Origin of the sequence: Pseudogulbenkiania sp. MAI-1, assembly GCF_000527175.1 — a bacterium.
Classification (GTDB): Bacteria; Pseudomonadota; Gammaproteobacteria; order Burkholderiales; family Chromobacteriaceae; genus Pseudogulbenkiania.
Window position 1 is genome coordinate 2,425,574 of the sequence record NZ_AZUR01000001.1, and the last position, 19,008, is coordinate 2,444,581.

Annotated in this window: 17 protein-coding genes; 9 read left to right on the forward strand and 8 right to left on the reverse strand. The window is 61.5% G+C overall.

Going from position 1 to position 19,008, the window contains the following annotated elements:
* Window position 1 precedes the first annotated feature (1 nt).
* The 4 genes from PSEMAI1_RS0111290 to PSEMAI1_RS22510 all read right to left on the reverse strand — a co-directional run bounded on the left by PSEMAI1_RS0111290 (window position 2) and on the right by PSEMAI1_RS22510 (window position 2,553).
* Entirely contained in the window at window positions 2-277 is a 276-nt protein-coding gene (locus PSEMAI1_RS0111290) for a hypothetical protein (RefSeq protein ID WP_024302980.1), read from the reverse strand.
* Window positions 274-762 carry a three component ABC system middle component gene (locus tag PSEMAI1_RS0111295; protein WP_024302981.1) on the reverse strand — a complete coding sequence of 163 codons (489 nt, stop codon included), beginning with the start codon at window positions 760-762 and terminating at the stop codon, window positions 274-276. Before PSEMAI1_RS0111295 ends, PSEMAI1_RS0111290 begins: the two co-directional genes overlap by 4 nt.
* Complete coding sequence (locus tag PSEMAI1_RS0111300) at window positions 759-1,952, reverse strand: ABC-three component system protein (protein WP_024302982.1); 1,194 nt, start codon at window positions 1,950-1,952, stop codon at window positions 759-761. Before PSEMAI1_RS0111300 ends, PSEMAI1_RS0111295 begins: the two co-directional genes overlap by 4 nt.
* Window positions 1,953-2,241: 289 nt before the next feature.
* Window positions 2,242-2,553 (reverse strand): phage integrase N-terminal SAM-like domain-containing protein, encoded by a 312-nt coding sequence (locus PSEMAI1_RS22510; protein ID WP_024302983.1) that lies wholly within the window; start codon window positions 2,551-2,553, stop codon window positions 2,242-2,244.
* A 55-nt stretch (window positions 2,554-2,608) separates the two neighbouring features.
* Between PSEMAI1_RS22510 and PSEMAI1_RS21785 the strand changes: the two genes are divergently transcribed.
* Together PSEMAI1_RS21785 and PSEMAI1_RS21790 are read left to right on the forward strand one after the other, a co-directional pair.
* A complete protein-coding gene (locus PSEMAI1_RS21785; RefSeq protein ID WP_156943126.1) occupies window positions 2,609-3,022 on the forward strand; it encodes a hypothetical protein in 414 nt (137 codons plus the stop codon).
* A 3-nt stretch (window positions 3,023-3,025) separates the two neighbouring features.
* Window positions 3,026-3,574, forward strand: coding sequence for a hypothetical protein (locus PSEMAI1_RS21790; protein ID WP_156943127.1), 549 nt, complete (start codon window positions 3,026-3,028; stop codon window positions 3,572-3,574).
* A 537-nt stretch (window positions 3,575-4,111) separates the two neighbouring features.
* Here PSEMAI1_RS21790 and PSEMAI1_RS0111310 read toward each other — a convergent pair.
* A complete protein-coding gene (locus PSEMAI1_RS0111310) occupies window positions 4,112-4,831 on the reverse strand; it encodes a helix-turn-helix domain-containing protein (RefSeq protein WP_084612753.1) in 720 nt (239 codons plus the stop codon).
* A 224-nt stretch (window positions 4,832-5,055) separates the two neighbouring features.
* On the opposite strand from PSEMAI1_RS0111310, the gene PSEMAI1_RS0111315 reads away from it, so the two are divergent.
* Window positions 5,056-6,087: a 1-aminocyclopropane-1-carboxylate deaminase/D-cysteine desulfhydrase gene (locus tag PSEMAI1_RS0111315; protein ID WP_024302985.1), complete on the forward strand. Its 1,032-nt coding sequence runs from the start codon at window positions 5,056-5,058 to the stop codon at window positions 6,085-6,087.
* A 672-nt stretch (window positions 6,088-6,759) separates the two neighbouring features.
* Here PSEMAI1_RS0111315 and acnB read toward each other — a convergent pair.
* Entirely contained in the window at window positions 6,760-9,351 is a 2,592-nt protein-coding gene (acnB, locus tag PSEMAI1_RS0111320; RefSeq protein ID WP_024302986.1) for a bifunctional aconitate hydratase 2/2-methylisocitrate dehydratase, read from the reverse strand.
* Between the two features lie 187 nt (window positions 9,352-9,538).
* Here acnB and gcvA point away from each other — a divergent pair, with 187 nt between their 5' ends.
* From gcvA to PSEMAI1_RS0111350, 6 genes are all read left to right on the forward strand, one after another.
* Window positions 9,539-10,441, forward strand: a complete 903-nt coding sequence (gene gcvA / locus PSEMAI1_RS0111325; RefSeq protein ID WP_024302987.1) for a transcriptional regulator GcvA — start codon at window positions 9,539-9,541, stop codon at window positions 10,439-10,441.
* 72 nt (window positions 10,442-10,513) lie between these two features.
* Entirely contained in the window at window positions 10,514-13,336 is a 2,823-nt protein-coding gene (locus PSEMAI1_RS0111330; protein WP_024302988.1) for an aconitate hydratase, read from the forward strand.
* A gap of 250 nt (window positions 13,337-13,586) precedes the next feature.
* Window positions 13,587-14,141 carry a TRAP transporter small permease subunit gene (locus tag PSEMAI1_RS0111335; RefSeq protein WP_024302989.1) on the forward strand — a complete coding sequence of 185 codons (555 nt, stop codon included), beginning with the start codon at window positions 13,587-13,589 and terminating at the stop codon, window positions 14,139-14,141.
* Complete coding sequence (locus PSEMAI1_RS0111340) at window positions 14,138-15,643, forward strand: TRAP transporter large permease subunit (RefSeq protein WP_024302990.1); 1,506 nt, start codon at window positions 14,138-14,140, stop codon at window positions 15,641-15,643. Before PSEMAI1_RS0111335 ends, PSEMAI1_RS0111340 begins: the two co-directional genes overlap by 4 nt.
* Before the next feature lie 76 nt (window positions 15,644-15,719).
* Window positions 15,720-16,805, forward strand: coding sequence for a TRAP transporter substrate-binding protein (locus tag PSEMAI1_RS0111345; RefSeq protein WP_024302991.1), 1,086 nt, complete (start codon window positions 15,720-15,722; stop codon window positions 16,803-16,805).
* 126 nt (window positions 16,806-16,931) lie between these two features.
* Window positions 16,932-17,213 (forward strand): hypothetical protein, encoded by a 282-nt coding sequence (locus tag PSEMAI1_RS0111350; RefSeq protein ID WP_024302992.1) that lies wholly within the window; start codon window positions 16,932-16,934, stop codon window positions 17,211-17,213.
* Here PSEMAI1_RS0111350 and PSEMAI1_RS0111355 read toward each other — a convergent pair.
* Window positions 17,204-17,596 (reverse strand): cupin domain-containing protein, encoded by a 393-nt coding sequence (locus PSEMAI1_RS0111355; protein ID WP_024302993.1) that lies wholly within the window; start codon window positions 17,594-17,596, stop codon window positions 17,204-17,206. The genes PSEMAI1_RS0111350 and PSEMAI1_RS0111355 overlap by 10 nt on opposite strands.
* Before the next feature lie 100 nt (window positions 17,597-17,696).
* Complete coding sequence (argE, locus tag PSEMAI1_RS0111360) at window positions 17,697-18,878, reverse strand: acetylornithine deacetylase (protein WP_024302994.1); 1,182 nt, start codon at window positions 18,876-18,878, stop codon at window positions 17,697-17,699.
* Window positions 18,879-19,008 lie beyond the last annotated feature (130 nt).

Below are 19,008 nucleotides of genomic sequence, written 5' to 3' on the forward strand. Positions count from 1 at the left end.
CTCACAAAGGAGCACGGCGGCCTGGTACCAGCGTGTTGGCGACGAACACCTGCTCGTGTGGAAACTGGAACGTGACCCCGAACCAGGATACCTTCTCGCGGATGAAGCCCTCCGCAATTTTGCACTCATCCTCTCCCATGCAGTACTCGACGATGTCCGAGAGGGACGACTTACCCGTTGAGGCTAGGCCGGTGATGATGTTCAGCCCATCGGGATTCAGGGTGAGGTCGCGCCTACGGCCGTCGTGGCTGTAGATATGAATAGAAGCAATCTTCATGGGCGGATGGACAAACTGGTGTAGACCGTCACGCGGTCGTTAATCTGGGCGAAATCGCGGCCGAGGACGACTGCAGCGGCGCGGCATCTTTCGGCGTCTTCGGTGTTCAGCGGCTGGGGTGACACGCGCCTAGGTATGAGGCTAATGCATCCGCCATCATTCACTCTGATACAGCCCTTGCTTGCTAGCAGTGCGAAGGCCTCTGTGGCGTACTGGACAAGCGCCCGAGCCCGTTCAGCGAAGTCGACCAGCAAGTCCGGGCGCAGTGCGAAGACCCGCAGCACCGACCGCCGCTTGTTCTCCAGAATCTCCTCACGTGAGGCCTGGTGTAGGCACATCGGCAGCACAAGCAGCGTCAAGGAGTACGGCATTGGCTTCCTGGCAATACGCTCGTACTCACGGATGGCCGCGGCCAAGACCACCGCGCAAAACGCAGGGTTGAAGAGGTTCCGCTCTTCAAACGGGCGAGATGACCAGTTCCTCATGCTGTCACCTTCGACGTGGCAGCCTTCAGGCGCTCAAGAAACTGCGGATGCCAGTGCACGCGCGGCATCGGCTTCTCGTCAGCGAGGATGTGGAAGCTGCCGCGGCGAACGAAGTCCTCCGTGACGTCCTTGCGGATTTGCAGGCCCTTGGACTGGTTCTCTGCCCAGTCATACAGCTGGCGGCCCGCAGCTTGGTACTCGGCCTCGTTCTGTGGCGCCTTCACCATGGCCCAGCCTTTGGCGCGCTTCCATTCTTCGACCAGGCGCAGCTCGAACTTGCGAATCTCGTCGCCGACAAGGGCGTTGACACGCGACCAATGTGCGCGTTGGGAGAACGCGCGGTAGAAGTCCAAGATTGCCATCTCCAAGCTGTCGCTGGACATGGCAATCGCCCGCAGCTGCTCGACGAACTGCCGGGTGTCTTTCATCGCGTCAATTCCCTCGTCAGGGTAGGCGTCGTCGAAGGTTATTGGCAGGCGCTCGTCGTAATACTCGCTGTTGACCTGCGCAAACTTCGCCCAGACCTCGGCGCCGGTAATGGGCTCGCGCTCGCCCTGGATGAGCTCTATAGCTTCCCTGAGCCACCACCCTTCCATGCGTTCACGGACATCAGTGCGGAACTTCGCAGCCACCGACCGCAGAAGCGGGGCGAAGGCGGCATCCAGCTCCATGATGCGCAGCGAACTATCGGCAATCACGATGCGGGCCAAGAAGTCGTCCTGCTGGGTCGCAGTCAACGAGCTGAACTTGTTTTCAATCTGCGCACTCAGCTGCGTCTTCGAGCCCTTGAGCTCGGTGACGAGCTGCTTTGCGAAGTCAGCTGGCTTGGCATCAGCACCGTAGAGGAAATACCGAAGCAGCGTGGTGGGACCGACGCGCGCCGTCGTTGCCATGCAATATGAGTGATCGCAGGCAAGGTTGCCATCGCGGATGTACCGGTCGAGCCAGATGCGGACCGACTTCCAAAAGTCGGTCGACAGCGTGGCGACGGTCTCGCCGACCTTCTTGTGCTTCAGCGATATCAGCGTCTTTTTGCCGTCGACGTCGCGCAGTTCAACGTCGTCGTCGGCCTCTATGAGCAGTGCTTGGCTCTCGTCCTGCTTCATCAGGTGCGCCAGCGCGAAGCGAATCTGGTAGACGTAGCCGAGCCCCTGCTCCCCGGCGGCGTACTTGTCTGTTTGAGTTGCCACTTGTCCTCCCTTGCTTACCCGCAGCCAATCACGGGCGCCTGATACCCATGTACGAAGCATTGCTGATACAGGTGACCAGAAGACTCCAGGCAATATCTACGAGAATTTATGGCATCTATACGTGGCGCAGCAATGACGTAGGGATTGTGCCAGCCACACTCTCGTTTGTCATCCTGTGAGTATCACTTGCCTACGGCTGCTTAGGATGCCAAATCACTCGCTGAAAAATCAGGTAAATTAACCCCGGACTCTAAAGCCCACTGCTACTGAGAATGGGGGGACGTCGCAGTCACCTTATCTTCAACGACCAGATGGGTGAGAAAGCTACTGACCTCCGCAGCCCCATGTCGCAGGGGTACCGATGATGGTGAAAGCGCAAAAAGCGCCGTACCCAATTGTTGACGTATTGCTGCTCGGTGCGCAGGCTGTAGTGCCTGACTCGCAGCGCCTCGCGCAGCACATGGCACAAGCGTGGCGCGGCAGTCCCATTTAACTGTGTACTTTCAGGCATCAGCAACCCCAAAAGCTTGGGAAACAATGAAAATGCAATTACCATAACCAGTTGTACATACAGAAAAACCAAATACCTGTATAGGTGCATATCTCATGTTGGGCGTCAGCAGTAAGCCAATTTACCACAGCAGAAGGTACTTAAAATGTCTAAACAGCTTTCGTTAATAGATTATCCTAGCAGCGATGAAGGGGAAGTGTACGAGCCAGAAAATTCTGTAATCGCATCAGCTTTCATATCAAATGAAGTAATACACAACCTCGAAAGACTAGGGGTATTTGAAAAATTTCGCCTTTATGAAGACTCGAGCTTGAGTGATTTTGTTGAACAAACCCGAATCAAGCAAGATATGATTGACAGTGCTTTAAGGGAGATTGAATCTGAATTTATTAGATTATTAGATTCAAAAGTGGTTAATGAAATAAAGAAAATTCAATCCAATGAATCTATTGATGCATTGATCTGTGAATTCAACGTAATAACAAACATATATCATATCTTGAGGCTGAAAAATAATAATTTTTCAAGCATCTCCTCCGCAATTATTAAATTGGGGTGAGCGATGAGTGAAAATATCGGAAAAGATGGAGAAATGCGCTTCGCAATCACGATTGCAGGGGCTTCTATCAGAGAGAATGGCCTCGACTTTACGCGCCACACGGTAACCAACCAGCCGGACCTTGGTGTCGATTACTCTGCAAAAGGCCCTGCGGAAGTACTGATTTCATTTTGTGAAATTGGCACAGGCACTGAACTTGGGGTCATTAGAGAAGCGTTTGGGCAGCCTGACCGTAAAATTGAGGCTAGGTTCGATATAAAAACGACTGAAGAAAAGTTAGCAGGAGACACTGTTGAGAAATTTGTTTCAGATGTAAAAAAACATCCGACCACTGACCTGCATGTTTTAGCTGGGGGTTCCGGTCTAACAAAATCAGCCCAAGCAAAGTTTGAAACGTATAGCGCAGCACTTCAAGAAGATGGGAAAGCACTCGTTTACATTCCTAATCAAGGGCTGGCAAAACTAGCATCCGAATATAAGCCAGAGATTCTTAGTGCGCTTGGTGGCCCGACAGGAACGGACGAAAGCGGCCCTGGAAGCGAAAGCAAGTAATTACGATGCACCTAAAAAATCGTTGCACCTGACAAGTTTGCCAGGCCCAGCTTTCAGCCGTTCCAGTCAAACTTGCAGGTGAGCTTTACGTTGGGCATTTTGAAAATGACTGCGGTCTCGATTTATCGCTTCAAAGATCGGTGGGTTTGAATCGCCCCTGATTTGCTAGTCGCCTAGGTGGCTGCTAACGTATCGGAAAGCAGCCATTCGTTATAGAAAGAACGAACATCCGCTTTGGCCGAATTGTGCGCGTAGCTTGCCCGTCAGGTTCTGGAACTGAGCAGTCGCTCGAATGACTGCTCTGTGAGACATGCGGTCGGCTGCAGTTGGCCGGTAGCACCAGTTTAGCCATACCTCCGGAAAGCGGCCATTGAGGTCGAGTAGGCCGCCGAATGCCTGCTTTCGGGTAAGCGTCCCCGAAGGCAGGCCACGGCCATAAGCGGCCTTATGCCACCCACAAGACAACCAGTCATTTTGGTTCACTTCAGGCCATTCAATAGCCGAATTCGAGACAGACTGTGCTTCGCTCCAATCAGGCTACAACTGCACGATCCGTTTGCGGAACTCGTCTGGCGTCGCTCCCATCAACCGGTGGAACATCGCGATGAAAGCGGACGACGTGCTGTAGCCCAACTCCAGCGCCACCGTCTGCACGGTCAGCCCATCCTCGAGCATCGAAAGCGCCCGCACCAGCCGCAACCGCTGTCGCCACTCCACGAACGACATGCCAAGGTCGCGCTGACAGCGCCGCGACAACGTGCGCTCGGTACTGTGCACCACACTTGCCCACGCCTCCAGCGGGCGATTGTCGCCCGGCTGCTGGCGCAGTGCCTCTAGCACCTGGCCCAGTGCCCGGTCTTCGGAGATCGGCAGATAGGTATCCTGGCGTGGCGCCAGACTCATCTGGTCGACCAGCACCTGCATCAGCCGTTCGTCGTCGTTGCTACGCGGATAGTCTACCTGGCGCGCCACCAGGTCGGCCAGGATCGCCTTGCTGATGGGGCCGACCGCCAGCGTACACACTTCGGTGGGCAGCCTGCCGCAACGCTCTGACGCAATGTCCAACACGCAATAGCAAGCCTCTGACCGCGTACTGGCCCCATGCTCCGTCTGCGGAGGCAGCCACAGACCGTAATGAGGTGGCGTCAGGTACTGGCGGCTTCCCACGGTCAGTTCGATCACGCCACTGAACGAGAACACAAATTCTCCCCAGTTGTGGCGCTCCGTCGGGTAGGTCGTCACCTCGTTCAGCCGCATCGTCCGGAAAACCAGCGAATGCGGCAGGGACGTCCCGAACGGATACGAAATTTGAGCGCCAGGCATCTTGTCGGAAACCTCGTATGCGTTGTCTGGTTTTCATTATATCCATGTAGACCGCCACCTCCACAATGATTTCCGTGGGTGAAGGCGCTTTGGCTCGAGTCAGGCGAGAACCTTCAGACACTGTTCTTGTTAAGTCATAGCCACCATGAGGTACCCAAATGAAGGCTCTCGATACACTTGCTCAACTTCCCAGACTCAATCTGCGAGGATTTACCTCGCCCGTGCAATACCTCGAACGCTTCAGCGCGGAAATCGGCATCGAGGTATGGTGCAAGCGCGACGATATCGGTACGGTTGGCCTTGCCGGTAACAAGGTGCGCAAGCTCGAAGTCGAACTCGCGTACGCCATCGCCCAAGGCGCCAGGCACCTGGTTGCCGAAGGTTCGCGTCTTTCCAACGCGGCGCGCGCAGTTGCAGCGGCGGCGGCGGCCACTGGTCTTCGCTGCACGCTTGTGCTGTGCCACGACGAACCATGTGAGCCAGTGGGCAATCTGCTTCTGGACGGACTGTTCGGGGCGCATCTGCGATTCGTTGGCAATGCCAGCTGGGCTGAACTCGCTCAGCATGCCGAGGAGGTGGTGACCGAACTCGAGAATGCGGGGGAGCGTGTCTATCGGCTTCCCATCGGCTGTGCCTCGGAGAGAAGTTCCTTAGGCTTTGCCCTCGCATACGCTGAGCTTCACGCTCAAATGGCCGCGCAAGGGCGTGAGGTTGGCACCATCGTGCACGCCAGTTCATCGGGGGGAACCCACTCGGGACTGGTGCTTGGCAATGCGCTTCACGAGTCGCCGAGCACGATCCGAGGCATCGTCGTCGCCGGGGAGGTCTATGACGATGTTCCGGGTCAATACCTCGCCTTTGCGCAGGGCGGTGCACGTCTGATCGGCGCGGAGGTTGAACTGACGCGCAGCGACATCAATCTCACCGAGGACTATCTCGGGGACGGCTACGGGCTGCCCGCTCCCGGGGTGATGGAGGCGATCGATCTTCTTGCCACGACCGAAGGCATACTCGTGGATCCGGTCTACAGCGCCAAGGCTGTCGCTGCGCTCATCGATCTCGCTGCAAGGGACGAATTGGAAGGCCCTGTTGTCTTCTGGCACACGGGCGGGTATCACTCGCTCTTCGATCCTCATTACTCGCGGAAAGTCTGGACCGAGATCGAACGGCTTTCTGCCGTGCGGCTGTAGCTCGTCGAGCGCAAGGCATCCGCCGGAGGCGCTCTGGCTAGTTCAGCCGGAGCGTCTCGCCCTCGGGTAGAGTTGTCTTCGAGGCACCTTGCCGGTTCAAGTCGGAGAAGCCCGGCGATCTCGTGGAACTGGCCAGCCCGCTTTTTCCTGATTCACCACTCGGCCTCTCAGGGCGGCTCGGTCGCCCTGTGCTCATCCATCCGGCCTGACGCCGGACCACGCCGAACAGGAACACAACGACGTCTACCGAGCCGGTGGTCGCTTGTTCGGCCTTTCTTAGATGAATGGCCACATTGCCGGGGAGAGCGGCCAATTCGCCGGCCAGTGGCCACAGTGAGTACGCATTCCACAAAGTTGAAAGCTGCCATTCAGTAGTATTTCAAGCCAATGTCTGGTGTGCGGCTCATAGCTGTCCTAGCTGACTCAGTACGTCACCGGCAGCTCAGGCCGAGGTACAGAAGTTGGGCGACCGGCAGTTCTCCTCCGAGTCACTCGGTCGGCCACAATAGCCGATCAAGTTGCGCTTACACTCAACGCGCCCTGCCGGGCGTCCAATGAAAATGCCCCGCACTAGGCGGGGCAGCTTTTCACATTGGGGGTATCCTTGGGGGTATCAATCAGCAGAAAGCCGCCTCAGAGAAAATCACCACAACACGGAAACCCTTACTGCGCTTAGACATTGACAGTGTCGGCCACTTCCTTGAACTCGTCGATCTGGTCGAAGTTCATGTACTTGTAGACATCGGCAGCCTGTTTGTTGATGACGCCGATATCGGCCATGTACTCTTCCTTGCTCGGGATGCGGCCCAGCTTGGAGCAGATCGCAGCCAGTTCCGCCGAGCCGAGATACACATTGGTGTTCTTGCCCAGACGGTTCGGGAAGTTACGGGTCGAGGTCGACATCACGGTGGCACCCTCGCGCACCTGGGCCTGGTTACCCATGCACAGCGAGCAGCCCGGCATTTCGGTGCGGGCACCGGCGGTGCCGAACACGCCGTAGTGGCCTTCGTTGGTCAGCTGCTGAGCGTCCATCTTGGTCGGCGGGGCCACCCACAGCTTGACCGGGATGTCGCGCTTGCCTTCCAGCAGCTTGGAGGCGGCACGGAAGTGACCGATGTTGGTCATGCAGGAACCGATGAACACTTCGTCAATCTTGGCGCCGGCCACGTCGGACAGGGTCTTCACGTCGTCCGGGTCGTTCGGGCAGGCCACGATCGGCTCATGGATATCGGCAAGGTCGATCTCGATCACGGCGGCGTACTCGGCATCGGCGTCCGGCTGCAGCAGTTCGCCGTTGGCGATCCACTGTTCCATAGCCTTGATGCGGCGCTCCAGCGTGCGGGCATCCTGATAGCCGTCGGCGATCATCACCTTCATCAGGGTGATGTTCGACTTCATGTACTCGACGATCGGTTCCTTGTTCAGGTGCACGGTACAACCGGCGGCGGAACGCTCGGCCGAGGCGTCGGACAGTTCGAACGCCTGCTCGACCTTCAGGTTCGGCAGACCTTCGATTTCCAGGATGCGACCGGAGAAGATGTTCTTCTTGCCGGCCTTGGCCACGGTCAGCAGGCCTTGCTTGATGGCGTAGAGCGGAATGGCGTTGACCAGATCACGCAGGGTGACGCCCGGCTGCATTTCGCCCTTGAAGCGCACCAGCACCGATTCCGGCATGTCGAGCGGCATCACGCCGGTGGCGGCGGCGAAGGCCACGAGGCCCGAACCGGCCGGGAAGGAGATGCCGATCGGGAAGCGGGTGTGGCTGTCGCCGCCGGTGCCGACGGTATCCGGCAGCAGCAGACGGTTGAGCCAGGAGTGGATCACGCCGTCGCCCGGACGCAGCGCCACGCCACCGCGGGTGGAGATGAAGGCCGGCAGTTCCTTGTGCATTTTCACGTCCACCGGCTTCGGATAGGCGGCGGTGTGACAGAAGGACTGCATCACCAGGTCGGCGGAGAAGCCCAGGCAAGCCAGGTCCTTCAGCTCGTCGCGGGTCATCGGGCCGGTGGTGTCCTGGGAGCCGACGGTGGTCATCTTCGGTTCGCAGTAGGTGCCCGGACGCACGCCCTGGCCTTCCGGCAGACCGCAGGCGCGGCCGACCATCTTCTGCGCCAGCGAGAAGCCCTTGCCGGAATCGACCGGCGCTTGCGGCAGGCGGAATTCGGTGGACGCCGGCAGGCCCAGCGCTTCACGTGCCTTGCCGGTCAGGCCGCGGCCGATGATCAGGTTGATACGGCCGCCGGCGCGCACTTCATCCAGGATCACGTCGGACTTGAGCGCGAACTCGGCGATCTTCTCGCCGTTCTTCTCGATCTTGCCTTCATACGGGAAGATGTCGATCACGTCGCCCATTTCCATCTTGGAGACGTCGACTTCGATCGGCAGTGCGCCGGAGTCTTCCTGGGTGTTGAAGAAGATCGGGGCGATCTTGCCGCCCAGGCACACCCCGCCGAAGCGCTTGTTCGGCACGAACGGGATGTCTTCGCCGGTGGCCCAGATCACGCTGTTGGTGGCGGACTTGCGGGACGAGCCGGTACCGACCACGTCACCGACGTAGGCGACCAGGTGGCCTTTTTTCTTCAGGTCTTCCAGGAACTGGACCGGGCCGCGCTTGCCGTCTTCTTCCGGCTTGAAGGCCGCGTCCGGACGGGTGTTCTTCAACATGGCCAGGTAGTGCAGCGGGATGTCCGGACGGGACCAGGCATCCGGAGCCGGGGACAGGTCGTCGGTGTTGGTTTCGCCCGGCACCTTGAACACGGTCACGGTGATTTTCTCGGCCACGGCCGGACGGCTGGTGAACCACTCGGCGTTGGCCCAGGATTCGACCACTTCGCGGGCGAAGGCGTTGCCCTTGTCCATCTTCTCCTTCACGTCGTGGAAGGAGTCGAACATCAGCAGGGTCTTCTTCAGGCCGTTGGCGGCGATCTGGCCCACGGCAGCGTCGTCGAGCAGGTCGATCAGCGGCTTGATGTTGTAGCCGCCCAGCATGGTGCCCAAGAGTTCGGTGGCTTTCTCGCGCGAGATCAGCGCACAGGCCACGTCGCCATCGGCCACGGCGGCCAGGAAGGAGGCCTTGACCTTGGCGGCATCGTCCACGCCCGGCGGCACGCGGTGGGTAATCAGCTCGACCAGGAAGTCTTCTTCACCCTTGGGCGGGTTCTTCAGGAGTTCGACCAGTTCTTCGGTCTGCTTGGCGGAAAGCGGCAGCGGCGGGATGCCCAGAGCGGCACGCTCGGCAACATGTTGGCGGTAAGCTTCAAGCATGGTTCGTAACCTTTACGCTGGAGTTGTTGGGATTGAGTCGGCCGGCAATGGGGTGTGACTCCTGCCAGCTATCGCCCAAGGGAAGATCGCATTCTCTCCCCTATTTTTTGATGCAGGAAGATTACGCGGTCTGGGCGAGGGTTACAAACGAGTAATCGCCACAGCGCCTGTGAGTTAAAATCACACCATGAACACTTATCCTCCTCTCAACGCCTTGCGCATTTTCGAAGCGGCAGCAAGGCTGGAAAGCTTCTCGGCGGCGGCCAACGAACTCTTCATCACCCATGGCGCTGTGAGCAAGCAGATCAAGCAACTCGAAGAATGGCTGGGTGTGAAGCTGTTCGACCGTACCGGCGGCCGGGTCAAGCTGAGCGACACCGGCTGGCGCTACCTGATCCAGGTGCAGGACGGACTGGACCTGATCGCCAACGCCACCTCGCAGCTGCTGCAACCGGACCGGCTGCGGCGGCTGACGGTCAACTCCACTCCGACCTTCGCCCGGCACTGGCTGCTGCCCCGGCTCGCCCAGTTCCGCGCGATCTGCCCGGATGTCGAACTGCATCTGGTCACCTCGGACCGCGACATCAGCCGCCTCGACGCGCCGTTCGACATCGCCATCCGGCGCGGCCCCGGCGACTGGCCGGGCCATATCGCCAAGCCGTTCCTGGAGGAGTGGGAACTGCCCTTGTGCAGCCCCGCGCTGCTGGCCCAGGCGCCGGTGTCGTCGCCGGCCGACCTGGCCCGGCACACCCTGCTCTACGCCGACACCCGCCCGACCGCCTGGCAGCGCTGGCTCACGCTGGCCGGCGTGCCGGACCTGAAACCCGCCAGCACGCTGCATTTCGATCGTTTCTCGCTGGCGCTGCAGGCGGCGATGGACGGGTTGGGCGTGGTGCTGGGGCCGATGCCGATGGCGCAGGACGAGATCGACCGTGGCTACCTGACGGCGCCGCTGTCGAGCCCGATCGTGCCGGTGCGCGCCTATTGCTGGGTCGCCCCGCGCACCGCGGTGGACGACCCGACCGTCAGCACCTTTTGCAGCTGGCTGGAGTCCTGCGCCGCCTGGCACGGCATGCATCCGGCCGCTTGAGGGCGGCGGAATCCGGTTGATTGGCCATAATGAAAGGTACGTTTTATCGGCCTGGCCCGTCACGGAGATACCATGGATCACAATACGTTCAACACGCTCAGGACCATCGAGACTCATCCCGGCAACCCCCTGCTCTACTACTCCCTGCCGGCACTGGAGGAAGCGGGATTCGGCGCGGTATCGCGCCTGCCGGTGTCGATCCGCATCGTGCTGGAGTCAGTGCTGCGCCATTGCGACGGCAAGAAAGTCACCGAGGAGCACGTGCGCCAGTTGGCGAACTGGCAGCCCAACACCGCGCGCACCGATGAGATTCCGTTCGTCGTCGCGCGCGTGGTGCTGCAGGATTTCACCGGCGTGCCGCTCCTGGCCGATCTGGCCGCGATGCGCAACGTGGCCGACGAGATGGGCAAGGACCCCAAGCTGATCGAGCCGCTGGTGCCGGTCGACCTGGTGGTGGACCACTCGGTGATGATCGACCACTACGGCGGCCCGGACGCGCTGCGGCTCAACATGGAGCTGGAATTCGAGCGCAACCGCGAACGCTACCAGTTCATGAAATGGGGCATGCAGGCGTTCGATACCTTCAAGGTGGTGCCGCCGGGCATCGGCATCGTGCATCAGGTCAACCTGGAGCACTTGTTCCGCGGCGTGCAGATCCGTGACGGGGTGGTGTTCCCCGACACGCTGGTCGGCACCGACAGCCACACCACGATGATCAACGGCGTCGGCGTGGTCGGCTGGGGGGTGGGCGGCATCGAGGCGGAGGCCGCCATGCTCGGCCAGCCGGTGTACTTCCTGACGCCGGACGTGGTGGGTGTCGAGCTGACCGGCAAGCTGGCCGAAGGCATCACCGCCACCGACCTGGTGCTGACCGTGACCGAGATGCTGCGGCGCCAGAAGGTGGTCGGCAAGTTCGTCGAGTTTTTCGGCGAAGGCACCGCCAGCCTGACCGTGACCGACCGAGCCACCATCGCCAACATGGCCCCGGAGTACGGCGCCACGATGGGCTTCTTCCCGGTGGACGAGAAGACAGTCGACTACCTGAAGAAGACCGGCCGCAGCGACAGCGAGGTAGAGCATTTCGAGGAGTACTTCCGCGCCCAGGGGCTGTTCGGCGTGCCCAGGGCGGGGGAGATCGACTACAGCATGACGCTCAAGCTCGACCTTTCCAGCATCGTCCCCTCGCTGGCCGGGCCGAAACGCCCGCAGGACCGCATCGAGCTGGCGGCGATGAAGGACAACTTCGCCAAGCTGTTCTCGTTGCCGGTGGCACAGAACGGCTTCAACAAGCCCGCCGAGGAACTGACGCGCCGCTACCCCACCGAGGCCCGCGCCAGCGTCGCCAGCCATGCCTCCGAAGCGGCGGCCCCGGCGGTGCGCCACCAGATCGAGATGCTCGACAACCACCCCATGATCGAGAGCGAAGGACGCGGGCCGGATGCCACGCCCGAGCCGCCGTCGATGGATCTCGGGCACGGCGACGTGCTGATCGCCGCCATCACCAGTTGCACCAACACCTCCAACCCCAGCGTGCTGCTGGCGGCCGGCCTGCTGGCGAAGAAGGCGGTCGAAAAGGGGCTGACCGTGCCTCCGCGCGTCAAGACCAGCCTGGCGCCGGGCTCGCGCGTCGTCACCGAATACCTGGGCAAGACCGGCCTGCTCGAACCGCTGGCCAAGCTCGGCTTCAACGTCGCCGCCTACGGTTGCACCACCTGCATCGGCAATGCCGGCGACCTGCGCCCCGAGTTCAACGAGGCCATCACCCGGCACGACCTGGTCTGCGCCGCGGTGCTGTCCGGCAACCGCAACTTCGAGGCGCGCATCCACCCCAATCTGCGCGCCAACTTCCTCGCTTCGCCGCCGCTGGTGGTGGCGTTCGCGCTGGCCGGGCGTGTCACCATCGACATGACGCGCGAAGCGCTGGGCACCGGCCGGGATGGTCAGCCGGTCTACCTCAAGGACATCTGGCCGAGCACGGACGAAGTGGCGCAGTTGCTGCCCCATGCCATGGACCCGGACGTGTTCCGCCACCTCTACGGCGACTTCACCCGCGACCACGACTTGTGGAATGCCATCCCCGCACCGCTCGGCGACGTCTACAGCTGGCCCAAGTCCACCTATATCGCCCGTCCGCCGTTCTTCGACGACTTCTCGATGCAGCCGGGCAAGGTCGGCGACATCAAGGGGGCGCGCGCCTTGCTGCTGCTGGGCGATTCGGTGACCACCGACCACATTTCGCCGGCCGGCTCGTTCCGCGACAGCACCCCGGCCGGGCAATACCTGCTGGCCGAAGGCGTGGCGAAGAAGGACTTCAACAGCTACGGCAGCCGCCGCGGCAACCACGAGGTGATGATCCGCGGCACCTTCGCCAACGTGCGCATCAAGAACCTGATGCTGCCGCCCAACGAGGATGGCAGCCGGATCGAAGGCGGCTATACCTTGTTCGACGGCCATCAGACCACCGTCTACGACGCGGCGATGAAGTACTGCCACCGCAACACCCCGACCATGGTGTTCGCCGGGGAGGAGTACGGCACCGGCTCCAGCCGCGACTGGGCGGCCAAGGGCACGCAGCTCTTGGGTGTCAAGGCCGTGGTGGCGAAAAGTTTCGAGCGCATCCACCGCTCCAACCTGGTCGGCATGGGCGCGCTGCCGCTGCAGTTCAAGAACGGCGACAGCTGGGAAAGCCTGGGCCTTACCGGCGAGGAAAGTTTCGACATCGTCGGTATCGAGCAGGGGCTCAAGCCGCAGCAGGATCTGACGCTGCACATCACCCGGCCGGATGGCAGCCGGCGCGACGTCATCGTGCTGTCACGCATCGACACCCCGATCGAGGTCGAGTACTACCGCCACGGCGGCATCTTGCCCTTTGTGCTGCGCGAACTGATGCATTGAAACCCGCTTTCCGGCAGCGTTGACAAAGCCCCCCGGCGACGGGGGGCTCTTCTATGGAACAGCATCACCCTACCGCCCGAACCATGGGGTTTTCACTCAGCCAAGGGTAAACCCCTATGGCTAACTTCTTCTCAAAGCCCATCCCATGTGCTTAGATAGCCCAATCCGGCACAGACCGGAACAACGCTCAGCATAAAAAAATGCACCGCCACCGCGCGGAAGCATCAGGAAAACTACAAAGGAGACTCTCGTGCACTCGCTGCTCGCCTTGTCACGTCTCATAGACGGGATCACTGCGCGCATCGGCCGCTCCACCTCATGGATCGTGCTGGTCGTCGTGCTCATCAGCGCCGGTAACGCCGTTATCCGGAAACTGTTCAACGTCAGCTCCAACGCCTTTCTCGAAATCCAGTGGTATTTGTTCTCGGCCATGTTCCTGCTGGCGGCGGCCTATACCCTGCAACGCAACGAGCACATCCGCATCGACCTCTTGGCCGGCCGGCTGTCCAAACGCGGACAGGCCGTGCTCGACATCGTCTGCACGGTGCTGTTCCTGTTTCCGGTCGCCGCCATCATCGCCTGGTACGGCTGGCCGGTTTTCATGGACGCCTGGACGAGCGGTGAGATGTCGTCCGACCCCGGCGGGCTGATCCGCTGGCCGGTGCTGGTGCTGATCCCGATCGGCTTCACGCTGCTGTTGCTGCAAGGCGTATCCGAGATCATCAAGCGCGTCGGCTTTCTGCAAGGCCTGGCGCCGGACCCGACCGAGAAGACGCTGGATCCGCACAAGGAGGAGCACGTATGAACCTGGAAATGATGGCTCCCGTCATGTTCGGATCGCTGATCGTGTTCCTGTTGATCGGCTATCCAGTGGCCTTCGCGCTGGGCGCGGTCGGCCTGCTGTTCAGCTGGATCGGCATCCACTTCGAGCTGCTGCGCCCCGAGCTGCTGCAGGCCCTGCCGCGCCAGGTGTTCGACATCATGAAGAACGACACCCTGCTGGCGATCCCGTTCTTCACCTTCATGGGGCTGATTCTGGAACGCAGCGGCATGGCCGAGGACATGCTCGACACCATCGGCCAGTTGTTCGGGCGCATCCGCGGCGGCCTGGCCTTCGCGGTGATCTTCGTCGGCGCCCTGCTCGCCGCCACCACCGGCGTGGTGGCCGCCTCGGTGATCTCGATGGGGCTGATCTCGCTGCCGATCATGCTGCGTTACGGTTACGACAAGCGTGTTGCCACCGGTGTCATCGCGGCCTCCGGCACGCTGGCGCAGATCATCCCGCCCAGCCTGGTGCTGATCGTACTGGCCGACCAGCTCGGCACCTCGGTGGGCGACATGTATACCGGCGCGATGGCACCGGGGCTGCTGCTGTGTGTGCTGTACGCGGTGTTCATCTTCGCGGTCACCATGGTGCGCCCGCAGTGGGCTCCTGCGCTGCCGGCGGAAGCACGCAGTCTGCGTGGGCTGGCGCTGGCCAGCCGCGTGCTGTTCGTCATGGTGCCGCCGCTGCTGCTGATCTTCCTGGTGCTGGGTACCATCTTCCTCGGCATTGCCACGCCGACCGAAGGCGGCGCGATGGGGGCGGTCGGCGCGCTGATCCTGGCCATCATCAACCGCCGGCTGAACGTGTCGCTGCTCAAGCAGGCGATGGACTCGACGCTGAAGCTGTCCACCTTCGTAGTGTTCATCCTCATCGGCGCACGGGTGTTCCGCATCGCCTTCTTGGGCGTCGACGGCGACCGCTGGGTCGAGCACCTGTTGACCTCGCTGCCGGGCGGTCCGACCGGCTTCCTGATCGTGGTCAACCTGTTGGTGTTCTTCCTGGCGTTCTTCCTCGACTTCTTCGAGATCGCCTTCATCCTGGTGCCGCTCTTGGCGCCGGTGGCGCAGAAGCTGGGCATCGACCTGGTATGGTTCGGCGTGATCCTGGGGGTCAACATGCAGACCTCGTTCATGCATCCGCCGTTCGGCTTCGCCCTGTTCTATCTGAAGAGCGTGGCGCCCAAGGAGATCAAGACCACCGACATCTACTGGGGGGCCATCCCTTACGTGGTGATCCAGCTCATCATGGTGGGCCTGATCATCGCCATGCCGGCGCTGGTGACCTCGTTCGTCGGCACGGAAGCGCTGACCAGCGCGAGCGAGGCCGAGGCCACGCTGCAGCAGATGGGGGAAACCCCCGCCATGCCGGAAGGCATCGAGATCCCGTCCGCTACGGAAGAAAGCTCGGCGCCGGCCGGCGAATCCGGACAGCCGGATCAAAGCGCCGATTTGCTCAAGCAGCTCACTGGTGAAGATAAGTGAGGCCTTGATATTCCTTCAGGAGGGGCGGCCCGACTGCCCCGCTGACGACAGCAGTACACAACAAAGGAGATATAACGTGGAACGACGCTCATTTCTGAAGAAAGCCGGCGCCACCGGCCTCGCCGCTGCCGCCGTGTCGGCCCCCGCCATCGCCGCCGAGGCCCCGACCATCCGCTGGCGCCTGGCCTCCAGCTTCCCGAAGAGCCTGGACACCATCTACGGTGGTGCCGACACCTTGGCCAACCGCGTCAGCCAGCTCACCGGCGGCAAGTTCCAGATCCGGGTGTTCGCCGGGGGTGAAATCGTGCCGGGTACCCAGGTACTCGATGCCGTGCAGAACGGCACGGTGGAATGCGGGCACAGCTGCGGCTACTACTACGTGGGCAAGAACAAGGCGTTCGGTTTCGATACCTCGGTGCCGTTCGGCCTGACCTCGCGCCAACAGGCGGCGTGGATGTACTACGGCAACGGCCTGAAGCTGCTGCGCGAACTGTACGCCCAGTACAACATCATCAACTTCCCGGGCGGCAACACTGGCACCCAGATGGGCGGCTGGTTCCGCAACGAAGTCAAATCGCTGGCCGACCTCAAGGGCCTGAAAATGCGCATTCCCGGCCTGGGCGGCGAGGTCATGTCCCGTCTCGGTGCGGTACCGCAGACCATCGCCGGCGGCGACATCTACCCGGCGCTGGAAAAAGGCACCATCGATGCCACCGAATGGGTCGGCCCCTATGACGACGAAAAGCTCGGCTTCTACAAGGTGGCCAAGCACTACTACTACCCGGGCTTCTGGGAACCGGGTCCGCAGATCACCTTCTTCGTCAACATGAAGGAATGGGCCAAACTGCCGAAGGAGTACCAGGCGGCTTTCGAGGCGGCGGCGGCCGAGGCCAACATCATGATGCAGGCCGAGTACGACGCCAAGAACCCGCAAGCACTGGTCAGCCTGCTGCAAAAAGGCGTCAAGCTGCACAAGTACCCGCTGGACATCCTCAAGGCCGCGCAGAAGGCCGCCTTCGAGATGTACGAAGAAGAGGCCGCCAAGAATCCGATCTTCAAGAAGATCTATACCGACTGGAAGAAATTCCGCACCCTGGAGCACGGCTGGTTCAACCTGGCGGAAGCCACGCTGGAAAACTTCATGTACAGCAACCGCAAGTAAACCGATTGCCAGCTCTGCCAAACCGCTCGTGATTCACGAGCGGTTTTTGCTTTTGGTGCGGATGCTGGCTAGGCTGAAAAAGGTTGGCCGGACTTCGGCCGGCCTTGTCCAAGGGGAGTTGCCATCATGAAGAGAGCCATCCTGCTGTTCTGGCCGTCGTTCCTGATCGCCGGTTTCGCCACCATGATGTTCTTTTCGATTTTCGACCCCTACGAACTCAGCCTGCACGGCGCCCAGCTGTTCGAGGACAAGCTGACGGCCTATTCGGTGTTCTTCCTGATCGCCTGGTCCTTCGGCGCATTGAACACCGCCATCGTGCTGCTGCTGGAAAAACCGACACAGGATGTGAACCACTTCTGCCTGCTGCCGCCCCCGGCCGCCAGTCAGGGTGATCCGGATCAGGCCTGAGCCGGCTGGCGCTCGACCACCACGAAATACTTGCGCACCGGCTCGACCACCTCGAATACACCGGTAAAGCCGGCGGGAATGACGGCCGCCTCGCCGGCGTGGACATCCACTGTCCGCCCGTCGGCTTCGTGCAGACGGACATGGCCTTCGATCACGGCGAAGAATTCATCCTTGTTGTCGGCAAAGGCGATACGCCAGGCGCCCTTCTCGCACGACCAGACGCCGGCACTCACCTCCCCGGTCGGGTTCTCGAAATGGCTCCAAGTCAGGCGGCGCGGATTGCCGGACAGCAGCCGATCCGGACGCGGGTAATCGACGGACGGCTCGACGGCAGGGTCGGCAAACAGGGTGATGCGCTTGGGAGCAACGGCGTGATCGGTCATGGCGGTCTTCAGGAATGCCGCCTGACGGCGGCAAGATCAAGGTCTAATAGAGCGGCGAAGGCCGGGAAGCCGGCATTCTGCCGCCCTCCCTTGCCACTGGCTAGTCCCTAGCGGCCGCCGGTGCGCTGAGCAAGTCGCCCAGCTTGGCCAGCCACTCGCTGCAGGCGTACAGCTGGTCGAGCTCGATATACTCGTCGGGACGGTGGGCCTGCTTGATCGATCCCGGCCCGCAGACCACGCTCGGCATGCCCGCCTCGTGGAACAGTCCGGCCTCGGTGGCGTAGGCCACACCCTCCCCCTGGCAACAGCCGGTCAGCGTTTCGACGTACTGCATCACCGCGCTCTCCGGCACGGCCTCGAAGGCGGGGCAATACACCGTGGGCTCGATGGTGATGTCGCTCTCCTCGGCCACGGTGCGCATCTCCTCCAGCAGGCTGGAGGCGTAGTCGCGCACCGAGTCGACGTAGCGTTCCGGCTGGTCGCCGGGCAGCCAGCGGCACTCGAACACGAACTCGCAGTCCTTGGGCACGATGTTGGGCGCGGTGCCGCCCTGGATGGTGCCGGTCTGCAGCGTGGTGAACGGTACGTCGTACAGGGCATGCCGATGACCGAACGACGCCTCGGTGTCGGCGAGCTTGCGGATATGCATGATCAGCCGGGCGGCGTACTCGATGGCGTTGACGCCGAACGGCGTCAGCGAGGAGTGCGCCGCACGCCCGCCGACGCGGCAGCGGTAATGGGCGATGCCCTTGTGCGCGATGACCGGCTTCATCTCGGTCGGCTCGCCGATGATGCAGCCGGCCACCTTGACGCCGGATTGCTGCAAGTCGTCGATCAGGCCGCGCACGCCGAGGCAGCCCACCTCCTCGTCGTACGACAGCGCGATGCCGACCGATTGCGTGAGCCGGCCGGCTTCGGCCAGTTCCAGGAAGAACGGCACCTTGGCCAGCACGCAGGCGATGAAGCCCTTCATGTCGGCCGAACCCCGGCCGTACAACTTGCCGTCCCGTTCGATCAGCTCGAACGGCGGGGTCTGCCACGCCTGGCCATCGACCGGCACCACGTCGGTATGGCCGGACAGCACCACGGCAGGCAGATCGGGCGGACCGATCTGGGCAAACAGGTTGGCCTTGCTGCCGTCGGCGTTGAAGGTCAGCCGCGACGACACGCCGAACGAATCCAGGTACTGCTGCACCCAGCGAATCAGCTCGAGGTTGGAATGGCGGCTGGTGGTATCAAACGCCACCAGCGTGGCAAGCAGGTCACGAACGGAAGCGGTCATGCGATTTCCAGGGAGGAGACGTGCCCTAAGCATAATCCAAGCACGGCCCCTTGCACCATGCTCGCCGGCAGGCTCGCTCCCGCCGGCCGATCCGAGCGCCGGGATCCGACCAGGCCAGCAACGCAGCCAC

What these genes read in the sequence shown, in the direction of transcription:
- PSEMAI1_RS0111290 (WP_024302980.1), bottom strand. Translation starts at nt 277, where the DNA reads ATGAAGATTGCTTCTATTCATATCTACAGCCACGACGGCCGTAGGCGC.
- PSEMAI1_RS0111295 (WP_024302981.1), bottom strand. Translation starts at nt 762, where the DNA reads ATGAGGAACTGGTCATCTCGCCCGTTTGAAGAGCGGAACCTCTTCAAC.
- PSEMAI1_RS22510 (WP_024302983.1), bottom strand. Translation starts at nt 2,553, where the DNA reads ATGCACCTATACAGGTATTTGGTTTTTCTGTATGTACAACTGGTTATG.
- PSEMAI1_RS21785 (WP_156943126.1), top strand. Translation starts at nt 2,609, where the DNA reads ATGTCTAAACAGCTTTCGTTAATAGATTATCCTAGCAGCGATGAAGGG.
- PSEMAI1_RS21790 (WP_156943127.1), top strand. Translation starts at nt 3,026, where the DNA reads ATGAGTGAAAATATCGGAAAAGATGGAGAAATGCGCTTCGCAATCACG.
- PSEMAI1_RS0111310 (WP_084612753.1), bottom strand. Translation starts at nt 4,831, where the DNA reads ATGCGGCTGAACGAGGTGACGACCTACCCGACGGAGCGCCACAACTGG.
- PSEMAI1_RS0111315 (WP_024302985.1), top strand. Translation starts at nt 5,056, where the DNA reads ATGAAGGCTCTCGATACACTTGCTCAACTTCCCAGACTCAATCTGCGA.
- acnB (WP_024302986.1), bottom strand. Translation starts at nt 9,351, where the DNA reads ATGCTTGAAGCTTACCGCCAACATGTTGCCGAGCGTGCCGCTCTGGGC.
- gcvA (WP_024302987.1), top strand. Translation starts at nt 9,539, where the DNA reads ATGAACACTTATCCTCCTCTCAACGCCTTGCGCATTTTCGAAGCGGCA.
- PSEMAI1_RS0111330 (WP_024302988.1), top strand. Translation starts at nt 10,514, where the DNA reads ATGGATCACAATACGTTCAACACGCTCAGGACCATCGAGACTCATCCC.
- PSEMAI1_RS0111340 (WP_024302990.1), top strand. Translation starts at nt 14,138, where the DNA reads ATGAACCTGGAAATGATGGCTCCCGTCATGTTCGGATCGCTGATCGTG.
- PSEMAI1_RS0111350 (WP_024302992.1), top strand. Translation starts at nt 16,932, where the DNA reads ATGAAGAGAGCCATCCTGCTGTTCTGGCCGTCGTTCCTGATCGCCGGT.
- PSEMAI1_RS0111355 (WP_024302993.1), bottom strand. Translation starts at nt 17,596, where the DNA reads ATGACCGATCACGCCGTTGCTCCCAAGCGCATCACCCTGTTTGCCGAC.
- argE (WP_024302994.1), bottom strand. Translation starts at nt 18,878, where the DNA reads ATGACCGCTTCCGTTCGTGACCTGCTTGCCACGCTGGTGGCGTTTGAT.